Source organism: Devosia elaeis (genome assembly GCF_001650025.1).
GTDB classification, from domain to species: Bacteria; Pseudomonadota; Alphaproteobacteria; order Rhizobiales; family Devosiaceae; genus Devosia; species Devosia elaeis.
This window is the reverse complement of sequence record NZ_LVVY01000063.1, coordinates 32578-46173: the sequence shown is the minus strand read 5'-3', so window position 1 is coordinate 46173 and position 13596 is coordinate 32578. Positions and strand designations below refer to the sequence as shown.

The 13596-nt window shown below is 64.8% G+C and carries 13 protein-coding genes; 12 read left to right on the top strand and 1 reads right to left on the bottom strand.

What is annotated here, in order from left to right; genetic code table 11:
- Positions 1 to 73: 73 nt before the first annotated feature.
- The 12 genes from A3840_RS03340 (at position 74) to A3840_RS03285 (ending at position 12657) form a co-directional block, all read left to right on the top strand.
- Complete coding sequence (locus A3840_RS03340; protein ID WP_067451991.1) at positions 74 to 1084, top strand: fumarylacetoacetate hydrolase family protein; 1011 nt, start codon at positions 74 to 76, stop codon at positions 1082 to 1084.
- Positions 1085 to 1423: 339 nt separating this feature from the next.
- On the top strand, positions 1424 to 2803 hold the full coding sequence (cysS, locus tag A3840_RS03335; protein ID WP_067451833.1) for a cysteine--tRNA ligase: 1380 nt from the start codon (positions 1424 to 1426) through the stop codon (positions 2801 to 2803).
- Positions 2804 to 2916: 113 nt separating this feature from the next.
- The gene (locus A3840_RS19935; RefSeq protein WP_281180536.1) at positions 2917 to 3306 is read left to right on the top strand and encodes an endonuclease domain-containing protein; all 390 of its coding nucleotides are present in this window, start codon (positions 2917 to 2919) and stop codon (positions 3304 to 3306) included.
- A gap of 91 nt (positions 3307 to 3397) precedes the next feature.
- Entirely contained in the window at positions 3398 to 3778 is a 381-nt protein-coding gene (locus tag A3840_RS03325; RefSeq protein WP_067451827.1) for a VOC family protein, read from the top strand.
- Positions 3768 to 4241, top strand: coding sequence for a GFA family protein (locus tag A3840_RS03320; RefSeq protein WP_067451824.1), 474 nt, complete (start codon positions 3768 to 3770; stop codon positions 4239 to 4241). The genes A3840_RS03325 and A3840_RS03320 overlap by 11 nt, the downstream gene beginning before the upstream one ends.
- Positions 4241 to 4732: a GFA family protein gene (locus A3840_RS03315; protein WP_067451821.1), complete on the top strand. Its 492-nt coding sequence runs from the start codon at positions 4241 to 4243 to the stop codon at positions 4730 to 4732. The genes A3840_RS03320 and A3840_RS03315 overlap by 1 nt, the downstream gene beginning before the upstream one ends.
- Positions 4733 to 4761: 29 nt before the next feature.
- A complete protein-coding gene (gene cimA, locus A3840_RS03310; protein ID WP_067451818.1) occupies positions 4762 to 6354 on the top strand; it encodes a citramalate synthase in 1593 nt (530 codons plus the stop codon).
- A gap of 21 nt (positions 6355 to 6375) precedes the next feature.
- The gene (locus A3840_RS03305) at positions 6376 to 8271 is read left to right on the top strand and encodes a LysM peptidoglycan-binding domain-containing protein (RefSeq protein WP_067451815.1); all 1896 of its coding nucleotides are present in this window, start codon (positions 6376 to 6378) and stop codon (positions 8269 to 8271) included.
- Between the two features lie 93 nt (positions 8272 to 8364).
- Positions 8365 to 8739, top strand: coding sequence for an ArsR/SmtB family transcription factor (locus A3840_RS03300; RefSeq protein ID WP_082903616.1), 375 nt, complete (start codon positions 8365 to 8367; stop codon positions 8737 to 8739).
- Positions 8739 to 10634, top strand: coding sequence for an ABCB family ABC transporter ATP-binding protein/permease (locus A3840_RS03295; RefSeq protein WP_067451812.1), 1896 nt, complete (start codon positions 8739 to 8741; stop codon positions 10632 to 10634). The genes A3840_RS03300 and A3840_RS03295 overlap by 1 nt, the downstream gene beginning before the upstream one ends.
- 194 nt (positions 10635 to 10828) lie before the next feature.
- Positions 10829 to 11215: a GNAT family N-acetyltransferase gene (locus tag A3840_RS03290; RefSeq protein ID WP_067451809.1), complete on the top strand. Its 387-nt coding sequence runs from the start codon at positions 10829 to 10831 to the stop codon at positions 11213 to 11215.
- 65 nt (positions 11216 to 11280) lie between these two features.
- Complete coding sequence (locus A3840_RS03285) at positions 11281 to 12657, top strand: cytochrome P450 (protein WP_131798234.1); 1377 nt, start codon at positions 11281 to 11283, stop codon at positions 12655 to 12657.
- Here A3840_RS03285 and A3840_RS03280 read toward each other — a convergent pair.
- Positions 12596 to 13516 carry an alpha/beta fold hydrolase gene (locus A3840_RS03280; RefSeq protein WP_067451804.1) on the bottom strand — a complete coding sequence of 307 codons (921 nt, stop codon included), beginning with the start codon at positions 13514 to 13516 and terminating at the stop codon, positions 12596 to 12598. The genes A3840_RS03285 and A3840_RS03280 overlap by 62 nt on opposite strands.
- Positions 13517 to 13596: the final 80 nt, after the last annotated feature.

Genomic DNA, 13596 nt, shown 5'->3' with positions numbered 1-13596 from the left:
TGGCAACATTATAGCGGGGCGCGCCGCTTCGTCATAGCGCGCCAAGGTCACACAAGTGGAGGCGGAAGGCGTCATGAAACTCGCCACCCTGCGCAATGCGCGTCCCGATGGTCAGCTCGTCGTCGTTTCCGCCGATCTGGCGCGCTATGTCTCGGCAGGGCGGATCGCGTCCCATCTGCAGGCGGCGCTGGACGATTGGGACCAGGCGGCGCCGGCCCTTGCGGCCCTCTCCGCCCAGCTCGATGCCGGCGAGATTGCCGGGCAGTTCTTCGATCCGGCCCTGGCCCATGCGCCCTTGCCGCGCGCCTATCAATGGATCGACGGCTCCGGCTATATGAGCCATCTCGAACGTGTGCGCTCGCTCAAGGGCAGCAAGGACGAGGAGCTGCAGTCGGTGCGGCCGCTGATCTACCAGGGCGGCTCCGATTCGCTCTCGGCGCCGATGGACCCGATTGTCATTCCCTCCGACGACCTGGCGCTGGATTTCGAGGCGGAAGCCGGTGTGATCATCGGCCCGGTGCCCATGCGCGCCAGCCGTGAACAGGCCCAGGCCGCCATCCGCCTCGTCACCATCCTCAACGACGTGTCGCTCCGAAAGCTCGTGGTGGACGATCTGCAGAACGGCTTCGGTTTCTTCCACGCCAAGCCCTCGACATCCTTCGCGCCCATCGTCATCACCCCCGACAGCCTGGGCGATGCCTGGCGCGACAATCGCCTGCACCTGCCGGTGCGGGTCGAGGTCAACGGCACCATCTACGGCCAGCCCAATGCCGGCATCGGCATGCATTTCGATTTCGCCGATCTCATCGTCGAGGCAGCGCGGACACGGCCGCTCGCCGCAGGCACCATTATCGGGGGCGGCACCGTTTCCAACCCGCATGACGAAACCCTGCCCATCAAGCGCGACGGCATCGGTTTCGCCTGCATCGCCGAGGCCCGCACCGCCGAAAAGGCGAAATATGGCCGCGCCCGCACGCCCTTCCTCAAGCCCGGCGACAGGATCCGCGTCGGCGCCATCGGCCCGGCCGGCCAGTCGCTGTTCGGCGATATCGACCAGGCGGTCGAGCTGCTTGCAAGCGATTGATAACATTCGCGTGTGGCCGTTGGGCGCATTGCCGGACCGTGCAAATGTGGCCGTCGCAACCGGTCCGCGACGGCGATATGCCGCCGCCGGTCATTCGATTTAAAGCATCGCCTCCAAAGCGATTGGGGCGGCCTCCGGGCCGCCCTCTTTTGTTTTGGGCTTGATTTCTTGGAGCCGCGCGGCCAATCTCCGGCGCCATGAAGACCACGTGCACCATTACCTGCTGCATTATTACCTGCTAACCCAAAGTTGGCGGAGCGGTCTTCTTCATCCCGGTAATTCTCAACGGATAGAGGCTCCCCGCCAGAGCATCCCCATGTCTGGCCTACAGGACCCTCGATGAATTCGGCAAAGCCGCAGCTCACGCTCTACAACACGCTGACCCGCTCCAAGGCGCCGTTCCAGGCCATGGACGACAACAACGTGCGCCTCTATGCCTGCGGCCCCACGGTCTACGACTTCGCCCATATCGGCAATGGCCGCGCCGCTATCGTCTTCGACCTGCTGTTCCGTCTGCTGCGTCACGTCTATGGGGCAGACCACGTCACCTATGTCCGCAACATCACCGACGTGGACGACAAGATAAATGCCCGGGCCCTGCGCGATTTCCCTGACCTGCCGCTGAACGAGGCCATCCGCAGGGTCACCGAGACCACCGCCGCGCAATACCAGAAGGATGTCGCGGCCCTGGGATGCCTCGAGCCGAATGTCCAGCCCCGCGCCACCGACAATATCGATGAAATGCAGCGCCTCATCGGCACGCTGATCCAGCGCGGCCATGCCTACGAGGCCGGCAGCGAAGTGCTGTTCGCCGTCGATTCCATGCCCGATTACGGCCAGCTCTCCGGCCGCAACCTCGAAGACAATCTCGCCGGCGCCCGCATCGCCGTGGACGCGCACAAGCGCAATCCGGCTGATTTCGTGCTGTGGAAATTGTCCTCGGACGATGAGCCCGGCTGGGACAGCCCCTGGGGGCGCGGCCGCCCGGGCTGGCATATCGAGTGCTCGGCCATGTCCGAGCGCTATCTGGGCGAGACCTTCGACATTCACGGCGGTGGGCTCGATCTCATCTTCCCGCACCACGAAAACGAAATCGCCCAATCAAGATGCGCCCACGGCTCCCACGCCATGGCCAATGTCTGGATGCACAATGGCTTCCTCATGGTGGAAGGCCAGAAGATGTCCAAATCCCTGGGCAATTTCTTCACCATCCACCAATTGCTGGAAACGGAAGATTTCGGCGGCCGCAAATGGCCCGGCGAAGTGCTGCGCCTGGCCATGCTGATGACGCATTACCGCGAGCCCATCGATTTCACGGTGAAGCGGTTGGAAGAAGCGCTCACCCTGCTGGAAAAATGGGAACGCGCCGCCGGAGCGGCGCAGCCCGCCCCGATGCTCGCCCCTGATCTCCTCGAGCGCCTGGCCGACGATCTGGACACGCCCGGCGCCATCGGCCGCATCCATGCGCTGATCCTCGATGAAGGCCGCGCTGCTGATGGCCTGGCGCTCGCCGAACTTATGGGCATTGGCATCAAGCGCGAAATCGCCGTCGATGCCGCCGTGGCCGAGCAGGTAGCGGCCCGCCTCGCCGCCCTCAATGCGAAAGATTTCGCCGAGGCCGACCGCATCCGCAATGCGCTGGCCGAACAGGGCATCGCGTTGATGGACTACAAGGACGAACAGGGGCAGCGCGCCACCAAGTGGGAGGTGAAGCGGTGACACCGCAATCCCCCTCATCCGGCGCTGCGCGCCACCTTCTCCCACGAGGAGAGAAGGGCGAGCCGGTGCTTGCCGAACTATCCGCCACAAACGCTGAGCCCCCTTCTCCCCTCGTGGGAGAAGGTGCCCGAAGGGCGGATGAGGGGGGCGGTCCCACCTCTGGCAGCCGGCTCCGCAACTATGCCCGTTCGATGCGTCACGAGCCAACCGAAGCCGAGAGAAAACTCTGGCTGATCCTGCGCAATCGCCGTTTCGCAAATTACAAATTCAGACGGCAGGTGCCGATCGGTCCGTATATCGCTGACTTCGTCTGCTATTCGGCGAAATTGATCGTGGAAGCGGATGGTTCTCAGCACGCGTTGGACGACATCGATAAAACGCGCGATGCCGAACTCATCCGCCGCGGCTTCCGCCTCCTCCGCCTCTGGAACAACGACATCCTTGCCCGTTCCGAAAACGTCGCCGACGCGATCTGGGCCGCTCTCCAGGGTGAAGCGTCATGAGAGGATTCGTCGCCATGTCAGCAGCCTTCCTGACAGCGCCTGTCATTGTCGCGCGCTCAAACCCGGTCTCCGTTCCAAAGGAGATATTGCAATGATCGATCATGTCGGCATCCTCGTCACCGATTGGGCCAAGGCCCGCGCTTTCTATGACGCCGCCTTTGCCCCGCTGGGCTATTCCATGCTGGCCGAAGTCCCCGAGCAATATACCGGGGGCGTCAAGGTTGGCGGCTATGGCAAGGCCAAGCCGGATTTCTGGCTGACCGAGAGCGCCGAGACCGGTCCCGGCCGTCACTATGCCTTCCAGGCCGCCTCGCAGGCCGAAGTGGACGCCTTCTATGCGGCGGCCATGGCCAATGGCGGCACGGACAATGGCGGTCCCGGCCCGCGTCCCCATTATCACGAGCACTATTACGGTGCCTTCGTGCTCGACCCTGATGGCAACAATATCGAGGCGGTATTTCATGGCGGATAGAGAAGCCCATACGGGTGGGTGCCAATGCGGCGCCGTGCGTTTCAGGGTGACCCGTCTGGGTCGCCCGTCCATCTGCCATTGCCGTATGTGCCAAAAGGCCTTCGGCGGCTTTTTCGGCCCGCTGGTCACGGCGCATAACGCGGTCTGGACCCGGGGCGAACCCAAATGGTTCCAGAGCTCCAATGCCGCCCGCCGCGCCTTCTGCGGCGATTGCGGCACTCCGCTGGCCTACGAAACCCGCTTCGGGCTCGAACTGGCCATCGGCGCCTTCGACGATCCCAGGGTCGCGGCCCCCGAAATCCAGGTGAACCTGACCGACCGCCAGCCCTTCTTCGCCGGGCTCAGCACTCTGCCGGAGCGCCACGAGGTCAGCGACGAATGGCGCGATTTCATGGCCGGCATCCATTCCAACCAGCATCCGGACCACGACACAGCCGATTGGCCACCGAAGGAGGAGACCTGATGGAACGCTACAAGATGGAAGTCAGCGGCGGCTGCCAATGCGGCGCCGTGCGCTATCACGCCAGCGAAATGCTGGACAATTCCCACATCTGCCATTGCCGCATGTGTCAGAAGGCCGTGGGCAATATCTTCGCGGCCCTAGTCGCTGCCCCGCGCGAGGCCATCACCTGGACGCGCGGCGAGCCGGCCCGTTTCCGCTCATCCGATCATGTCGATCGCGGTTTCTGCGCCAATTGTGGAACGCCGCTTTTCTACGACAATGTGGAAGGCAACCGGGTCAATTTCACCATTGGGTCGCTTGACCATCCCGAGCTCTTCCCGCCCCGCGCCAATACCGGCACCGAGGGCATGGTGCCCTGGTTCGAAACGCTGACCGTTATCGAGAATGGCGGCGTGACCGAAGATCCGGATCGCAAGGATTGGTGGAGTGCGATTCAGGCCTCAAACCACCAGCATCCCGACCACGACACCGCCGTCTGGCCCCCCAAGTAAGCGTCAAACTTCCCTGTTAGGCCCCCAATATGTCCCGCGACCGCCTCTATCTCTTCGACACCACCCTGCGCGACGGTGCCCAGACCGCCGGCATCGAATTCTCGCTCGAGGACAAGATCGCCATTACCGGCCTGCTGGAGGAATTGGGCGTGGACTATATCGAGGGCGGCTATCCCGGCGCCAATCCGGTGGATACCGGCTTTTTCGAGCGGAAGCGGACCAGGAACGCCACCTTCACCGCCTTCGGCATGACCAAAAGGGCAGGGCGCTCCGCCGCCAACGATCCCGGCGTCATGGGGCTCATCAATTCGGCGGCCGACGCCACCTGCTTCGTCGCCAAGGCCTGGGATTACCAGGTGGAACTGGCCCTCAATTCCACCACCGACGAACACCTCGAAGGCATTGCCGATACGGTGCGCACCGCCATTGCCGCCGGCAAGGAAGCACTTGTCGATCTCGAGCATTTCTTCGACGGCTACAAGGCCAATCCCGTCTATGCGCTGGACTGCGTCAAGACCGCGCTGGAGGCGGGCGCCCGCTGGGTCGTGCTCTGCGACACCAATGGCGGCACCATGCCTTCGGAAGTGCGCGAGATCGTGGGCGATGTGCTCAAGGTCGCGCCGGGTGACCATCTGGGCATCCACCCGCATGACGATACCGGCCAGGCCGTCGCCAATGCCCTGGCGGCTGTCGAGGCGGGCGTCCGCCAGGTGCAGGGCACGCTCAATGGCCTGGGCGAACGCTGCGGCAATACCAATCTGGTGACGCTGATCCCCAATCTGGTGCTCAAACCCTATTATGCCGAGCGCTTCGAGACCGGCATCGCGCCCGGGCAATTGGAACGCCTGACCCATATTTCCCGCGTCTTCGACGACCGGCTCAATCGCGCTCCGGCGCGGCAGGCGCCCTATGTCGGCGTCTCGGCCTTCGCCACCAAAGCCGGCATTCACGCTTCGGCGCTGCTCAAGGATTTCTCCACCTATGAGCACGTGCCGCCCGAAAGCGTGGGCAATGAGCGCTCCATCATGGTCAGCCAGCAGGCTGGCAAGTCCAACCTGTTGACGGCCCTGGCGCGTCACGGCATCCATCTCGAAAAGGACGATCCGCGCCTCGAAAAGCTGCTGGCCCATGTCAAGGAGCGCGAGGCGCGGGGCTATTCCTATGACGGCGCCGACGCCTCCTTCTGCGTGCTGGCGCGCCGCGTGCTCGGCACCTTGCCCGACTTCTTCCAGGTCGAGCATTATCGCGCCATGGTCGAACGCCGCCACAATGCGCTGGGCGAGGAAGTCACCGTCACCGAGGCGGTGGTGAAAATCCGTGTCGAGGGCGAATTGCTGATGTCGGTGGCCGAAGGCAATGGCCCCGTCAACGCGCTGGACCTGGCCCTGCGCAAGGATCTGGGCATCTATTCGAGCCGAATCGAGGACCTCGAACTGGCCGACTTCAAGGTGCGTATCCTGGACGGTGGCACGGGCGCGGTCACCCGTGTACTGGTCGAAAGCCGTGACGATAGCGGCGAACGCTGGGTAACCATCGGCGTATCGCCCAATATCATTGATGCGTCCTTTGAAGCTCTATATGAATCGATCACCTATAAATTGTTGAAAACCGAGGCGGCCTGAGGCCGCCCGCCGCGAAATCCAGTGGAGGGCAAACTGGCCGAAACCGCTCCGAAACGTCCTCTCGCTCTGACTATCGGAGCAGCGGCAGCCACCCTTGTTGTCATTCTCGGCGTCCTGGCCGGCCCGTCCATCGTGTCCTGCTTCAATAGCGAAGATGGCCTGGGCCTTTGCCTGCGCGGCAAGATGGCCGATGTCGGCCTGGCCCCGCCGCTCCCCGCGCCGGCCGTCGCCGAGACCGAAGCCGTCCCGGAGACGCCTGCGCCCGAGGCCGTCGAAACCGCCGAAGAGGCCGTTTCCGCCGCGCCCGAACTCGATGTGACCCCGCCGGCCGAAACGGTCGATAGCGCCGCCGCCGATGGCGTCATCGCCGCCACCTTCGGCCTGCTGCGCGCCGAGCCCGATGGCTCGGTCGTCATTGCCGGCAGCGGCACGCCCGGCAGCCGGGTGGAAGTCTTCGCCAATGGCGAACTGCTCGGCACTGTCGAGGTCGAAGCCAGCGGCGACTGGGTTTTCGTGCCCGACGCGCCCCTGGCGCCCGGCGATCTCGAAATCACCCTGGGCGAGGAAGGCAAACCCGGCACCGCCGAGCAATCCTTCATCGTCGTGCTCAACGAAGACCGCACGACCCAGCCCTTGGTCGTCGCCAGCACGCCCGGCCAGGCCAGCGAAGTCCTCCAGGGCCTGAGCGCGCCCGCCCCGCAAACCGCAGCCGCGCCGGAGCCCGAGCCAGCCGCCGAACCCGAAACCACGGACGTGGCGGCCGCCGCGCCGGCGGATGCGCCCGCGGCCGACCGGCCGGCCATTGAAACGGCCGCCGAAGTGCCCGCCACCGCGCCTTCGGCAGAGAGCGCCGATGCGGCCCCGGCCACTTCCGAACCTGCGGAACCCGAGCCGGCCGCCGAACCCGAGACGCCGGCCGCGCCGGTCGCCGCCGATATCGACGCCACGGAGCTGGTCACGGAAGCCGAGCCGGAAACCAGCATGGCGGCCGCCCCAGCCGCCGAGGAACCGGCCGCCACCGCACCTACTGTGGTGACGCCAACCGAACCGGCCGTGGCATCCCAGCCTGCCACCGAACCCGCCGCCCCCCGATTGGCCGATGTCGCGCCCACCATCGACGCTATCGAGCTCGACGGCGACCGCACCTTCTTTGCCGGCGCCGGCCCGGAAGACGGCATCGTGCGGCTCTATGTCGATGACGGTTTCATTGCCGATGCATCCGTTTCCGAAGGCCGCTGGCTGATCGAGGCCGGGCCGGTGCTCAACCAGCCCAGCCAGCGCGTGCGCATCGATCTGCTGCAGCCGGACAATGCCCAGGTCGTGGCGCGTGCCGAGGTGGATTTCGTGCTCGACGTCCCCGAAACCGCCGCAAGCGACATCGTCGTGGCCGAGGGCGAACCCCCGGCGTCCCCGGCGGAGACAGCCGCACCCGCCGCCGCGGCGCCCGCGGCGGAGACGCCGGAACCCGGATGGATTGCCGAGCCAGTCGTTCCGGCCCAGCCCGTCGAGCAGCCGGCCCAGACCGCGCCCGCCGCCCCCGAGCCGGCGGCTCCCGCCAGCGTGCCCGCGCGTCCGCCGGCCATTGCGCCGGCGCCGCAACCGGCAACTTCCCCTGCTGCCGAGGAGCCGGGCCAGGTCATGCCTGAGCCGGTCGTCGAACCCGAGCCGGAGCCGGAACCCGAGCCCGAGCCTGCCGTGCCCACCATGGTGGCGGTGTCGCTCGGCGATCCGGAAGCCCAGCGCTTCGCCTCCGGCAAGGCCATTATTCGCCGCGGCGATAATCTCTGGACCATTGCCCGCCGCGTCTATGGCGAGGGGGTCAAGTACACCACGATCTACGAGGCCAACACCGGCCAGATCCGCGACCCCGATCGCATCTATCCCGGACAGGTCTTCGACCTGCCCGGCGGGGAATGAAGGGAAGCGGCGCCTTCGGGCGCCGTTTCGCTGCCCCTCTATTGATTTTCGCGGGCAAAGGTCCCATCTTCCATCGCAAATGACCGATCAATAATGATCGCCGATGCAGGATTTCATTTCCGCCGCGATCAGGTGCACATGAGCGACGCCATGCGTGACGACGACATTGCCAATACGATGCGGGCCCTTGGCCACCCGGTGCGCCTTGAAATCCTGCGTATTCTGGCCAATCAACAACAGGGGCAGTGCTGCTGCGCCGACGTGACCGAGAGCCTGCCGCTGGCGCAGTCGACCGTGTCCCAGCATATCAAGGTTCTGCTCGATGCGGGCCTGATCGACCGTAAGGCCCATGGTACCCGCAATCGCTATTGCATCCGCCAGGACAAGCTCAGCGAATTGGGCGCCGCCTTTGGCGGCCTGCTCCAGGGTCTGGCCCCCACCGCCAACAAGGAAGCGGAACTGGCCTGATGGCTATAGACAGCGTTGAGAAGAAGCCGTCCGTCAGCGCGGACGAAGGGTCGGTGTTTGCCACCGTCCGCAACCTCTGGGCCTATATGTGGCCCGACAACCGCCCCGATCTGCGCTTGCGCGTGGTGCTGGCCATCGGCGCCCTGCTGGCCAGCAAGGTGGCCACCACGCTGGTCCCCTTCGCCTATAAGGGCATTATCGACAGCCTCGACGGCTCCACGCCCGACAATGCGCTGATCCTGGGCCTGGCCGTGCCGGTGGCTTTGGTCATCGCCTATGTGCTGGGCAACATCATCGATGCCGGCTTCCAGCAATTGCGCGACGTGCTCTTTGCCAGCGTCGGCCAGCATGCGGTGCGCAAGCTCGCGCTCCAGACCTTCCATCACATGCATCGCCTGTCGCTGCGCTTCCATCTGCAGCGGCGCACCGGCGGCCTTTCCCGCGTCATCGAGCGCGGCACCAAGGGCATCGAAACGGTGGTCCGTTTCGCCATGCTCAATATCGCGCCCACCATCGTCGAATTCGTCGTGGTGGCGGTGATTTTCATCTGGCTGTTCGGGATTTCCTATCTCGGCGTGCTGGTGGTGATGATCTGGGCCTATCTCTATTTCACCATCAAGGCTTCCAACTGGCGCATTTCCATCCGCCGCCAGATGAACGACAGCGATACCGACGCCAATGGCAAGGCCATCGACAGCCTGCTCAATTTCGAGACGGTGAAATATTTCGCCAACGAGAAGATGGAGGCCGACCGCTTCGACAATGCCATGGCCGGCTATGAGCGTTCGGCCATCCGCATCTGGACCTCGCTGGGTTTTCTCAATTTCGGCCAGGCGGTCATCTTCTATGGCGGCTTCCTCATCATCTCCATCATGTCGATCCTCGGCGTCATGGACGGCACGCTGACCCTGGGCGATTTCGTTCTGCTCAACACCTTCCTGATGCAGATTTACCGGCCGCTCAATTTCATCGGCTTCGTCTATCGCGAATTGCGCCAGGGCCTCACCGACATCGAGGAAATGTTCAAGCTCCTCGACCAGGATCCGGAAATCACCGACAAGCCGGGCGCGACGCCGCTGGCCGTGAGCGGCCCGGTCATCCGCTTCGAGGACGTGACCTTCCACTACGATCCCGACCGGCCGATCTTGAAGGGCGTCAGCTTCGAGGTTCCCGCCGGCAAGACCGTGGCCATTGTCGGCCCCACCGGCGCCGGCAAGTCGACCATTTCGCGCCTCCTGTTCCGCTTCTACGACGTCACCGGCGGTCGCATCACCATCGATGGCCAGGACTTGCGCGACGTGACCCAGGAAAGCCTCCGCTCGGCCATCGGCATGGTGCCGCAGGATACGGTGCTGTTCAATGACACCATCGGCTACAATATCGAATATGGCCGCCCCGGCGCCTCCGAGGACGAAATCCGCGAGGCCGCCCGCATGGCCCAGGTCGGCGGCTTCATCGAGGCCCTGCCCAGGGGCTACGATACTCCGGTCGGCGAGCGCGGGCTGAAACTCTCCGGCGGCGAGAAGCAGCGCGTCGCCATTGCGCGCACCATCCTCAAATCGCCCTCGATCCTCATTCTGGACGAAGCCACCTCGGCGCTCGACACCAAGACCGAGCGCGATATCCAGCAGGCCCTGGACGAGGTCTCGCGCAACCGCACCACCGTGGTCATCGCCCACCGCCTCTCCACCGTGGTCAATGCCGATGAAATCCTGGTCCTGCGCGACGGCCAGGTCGCCGAGCGCGGCAATCACTTCCAGCTTCTCGCCGCCGATGGCCTCTACGCCCAGATGTGGAACCGCCAGCGCGAGGCCTCGGAAGCAGCCGAACTGCTGGCCCGGACACAGGAAGACCCCGATGGCTTCGTCAAACGCGGCATTCCGGCGGCGGAATAGGATAGGGCGGGTGCGTTCCCGCCCAAACCAAAAGTAGACCTCATCCTGAGCCCGTCGAAGGACGAGGTCGTGGCCCTCATGCGTCAGGGTGCCCGACCTCGTCCTTCGACAGGCTCACCATGAGGTCTTCGGGATATGCAGCACCTATAAAGTCGCCTATCCTCCTTCCATGATCACCCTCCGCCCCGCAGTTCATGCCGTTCCCGGTCGGCGCCGACGGGCGGTACGATTACGGCTTTCTGGACCGCTTCTGGCGCCATCCCTATTTCATCATGTCCGGCGACGAGATCGCGGGCTTCGCGCTGGTGGTCGATACCTGTCCGCTGACCGGACGCGCGCCCTGCTGGTTCATGGCCGAGTTCTTCGTGCTCAAGGCCTATCGACGACAGGGCGCGGGGCGGGCGGCGCTCGATCTTGCCCTGGCGGCGCATCAGGGGCATTGGCATATCGCCGTGCCCCGCGCCAACGCCGCCGCGCAGGCCTTCTGGCCCCGCGCCCTTGGCTCCCGCGCCCCGGCACCCCGCGATATCCATTTCGACGGGGATGATTGGTCACTCTATGCCTTCGAGGCACTGGCATAGCGCCTTGCGCTGTGGTCAAATCGCGCCGGTCGTCCCCCCTGGCGGGACCAGTTGAGCGGTGCGATGTGACCAGCACGGATATGCCCCAGCAAATGCGGCCCGCGCGGCGGGCCGAGGGCCCCAAGGGCCTGCCCGTTCTCGGCCACCTGCTCGAAATGAGCCGCGACACGCTCGGCTTTTTCGAGCGCAGCGCCCGCCAATATGGCGACATGACCGCGATCCAGGTGGGCGGCTTCCCGGCGGTGATCGTCAATCATCCGGACCTGATCGAACAGGTCCTGGTCAAGCAGAACGAGCATTTCACCAAGAACAAGGTGTTCTGGCGCCAGCTCGAGGCGCTGCTCGGCAATGGGCTGTTCACCGCTGAGGATGCCGAATGGCAGCGCCAGCGCAAGCTCGCCGCCCCGGCCTTCGCCACCATTCCGCTGGCGTCCTATGGCCCGCACATGGTCGAGCTAACCGAACGCAAGCTCGAGCGCTGGCAGGATGGCCAGGACATCGACATGCATCGCGAGATGATGGCTTTGGGCCTCCAGATTGCCGCCAAGACGCTGCTCGATGCCGATGTGACCGACGATCTCGAAGCCATGGAAGAGGCTGCCTATTGGGTTATCGACGAGGTTGCCGCGCGCTTCTCGCGGCCCGTCGTGGTGCCCGACTGGGTGCCGCTGCCGGGGCATCGGCGTTATCTGAAAGGCGTCGCCCGGATCGAGCGCATCGTCTATCGCGTCATCGCCGAAAATCGGGCGGGCAAGAATGCCTCGGCCGGTTTCCTCTCGCTGCTGATGTCGGCCCGCGATGAGGACGGCCGGCCGATGAGCGACAAGGCGCTGCGCGACCAGATCTGCAACATGCTGCTCGCCGGCTATGAAACGTCGGCGCTGAGCATGGCCTATGGTTTTCACCTGCTGGGCCAGAACCGGGATATCCAGGCTGCCATCGCCGCCGAGGTCGAGGCGGTGGCGCCGGGCCGCCCGGTGACGCCGGACGATCTGCCCAACCTCAAGCTGACCGAGCATGCCGTCATCGAAATGCTGCGTCTCCTGCCGCCCGGCTGGGCCATCGGCCGTGAGGCCCGCAGCGATGTGCGTATTGGCGATTACGACATCAAGAAGGGCACGACGGTGATCCTCAGCCCCTGGATCACCCAGCGCGACCCCCGCTATTTCGAGGATCCGCTGGCCTTCCGGCCGGAGCGCTGGGCTGGCGATTTCCGCCGGAAATTGCCGCGCTTCGCCTATTTTCCCTTTGGCGGCGGCCCCAGGATTTGCATCGGCAATCGCTTCGCCATGATGGAGGCCATGCTGCTGCTGGCCACCATTGCGCGGCGTTTCGATGTCGAGCGGCTGACTGATAAGCCAGTCAGCTTCCTGCCCTCGATTACCTTGCGGCCCGTCGGCGGGATCTGGGTTCGGCTGCACGCGCGAAATCGGGCGGGCTGACCTTGGCCTTGTCCGTCTGGTAAGGGCCCGGGAAGCGTAGCGCCATTTCGCTGGCAAAGCGGTGCAGCAGCACGTTGAAACTATTGGGATGCGACAGGAATGCCGCGTGTCCGGCGCCGGGGATCAGATGCGGCCGCCCCTCCCAGAGATTGGCATAGGCCGGCTTCTGCAGATATCTGACGCGCAGGATCGGGTCTTCGGCGCCGTTGATCATGGCTAGCGGCACCGGCGAGGTTTCCACCACCTGTCTTTCGTCGGCGACCTCGCCCTTGAGCAGGCTTTTGCTGACTTCCGGACGCATGCGGCCATCGGCCCGCAGGATCGCGGCGAAATCCATGCCGTCGGCATCCGGCCCATAGCACAGGCGCTGCCAGCGCTCGGCATCGCGCGTGGTAAACTCCGCCTTGCGGGCCAGGGCCAGGTCCCAATGCATGCGGAAGCCGCGCATCGCCTCCAGCCTTCCGGGCGCCAGGGGCGGGGCGCCCAGACTGACAACGCCAGCCAGGCGCTCGGGAAACCGGGCCATCAATTCCATGGCGATATGGCCGCCCAGCGACCATCCCACGATAAGCGCCCGCGGCAGCCGCAGATAGTTCATCACGTCGAGCGTGGTATCGGCCAGGGCGCGGATCGAATAGCTTTTCTGCGCATCGGACGCATCGTCCGATGCGCCATGGCCCGGCAGGTCGAAGGCGATGAGGCGGAAGCTGCCGGTCAGCGCCTCGGCAAATTGATGCCGGAACACTTCCTTGCTGCCGCAGACGCCATGGACGAAAACGATGGGCAGGCCGGGCCCGCCCGTGTCGCGATACCCGATGCCGCCACTGCTCAGGCGCATCTTGGGGCAGGCGCTTGTCATCACATATACTCCGAAGTCCGGAATATATTATGGGACTTATCTCTATAGGAGAGGTTTCCGCGCTCGGTTAAGATAGTATG

Bases quoted from the DNA above. Each gene is read 5' to 3' on its own strand.
- A3840_RS03300 (WP_082903616.1), top strand. From the start codon at position 8,365: ATGATCGCCGATGCAGGATTTCATTTCCGCCGCGATCAGGTGCACATG.
- A3840_RS03320 (WP_067451824.1), top strand. From the start codon at position 3,768: ATGGCGGATAGAGAAGCCCATACGGGTGGGTGCCAATGCGGCGCCGTG.
- A3840_RS03340 (WP_067451991.1), top strand. From the start codon at position 74: ATGAAACTCGCCACCCTGCGCAATGCGCGTCCCGATGGTCAGCTCGTC.
- cimA (WP_067451818.1), top strand. From the start codon at position 4,762: ATGTCCCGCGACCGCCTCTATCTCTTCGACACCACCCTGCGCGACGGT.
- A3840_RS03280 (WP_067451804.1), bottom strand. From the start codon at position 13,516: ATGACAAGCGCCTGCCCCAAGATGCGCCTGAGCAGTGGCGGCATCGGG.
- A3840_RS03295 (WP_067451812.1), top strand. From the start codon at position 8,739: ATGGCTATAGACAGCGTTGAGAAGAAGCCGTCCGTCAGCGCGGACGAA.
- A3840_RS03290 (WP_067451809.1), top strand. From the start codon at position 10,829: ATGCCGTTCCCGGTCGGCGCCGACGGGCGGTACGATTACGGCTTTCTG.
- cysS (WP_067451833.1), top strand. From the start codon at position 1,424: ATGAATTCGGCAAAGCCGCAGCTCACGCTCTACAACACGCTGACCCGC.
- A3840_RS03325 (WP_067451827.1), top strand. From the start codon at position 3,398: ATGATCGATCATGTCGGCATCCTCGTCACCGATTGGGCCAAGGCCCGC.
- A3840_RS03315 (WP_067451821.1), top strand. From the start codon at position 4,241: ATGGAACGCTACAAGATGGAAGTCAGCGGCGGCTGCCAATGCGGCGCC.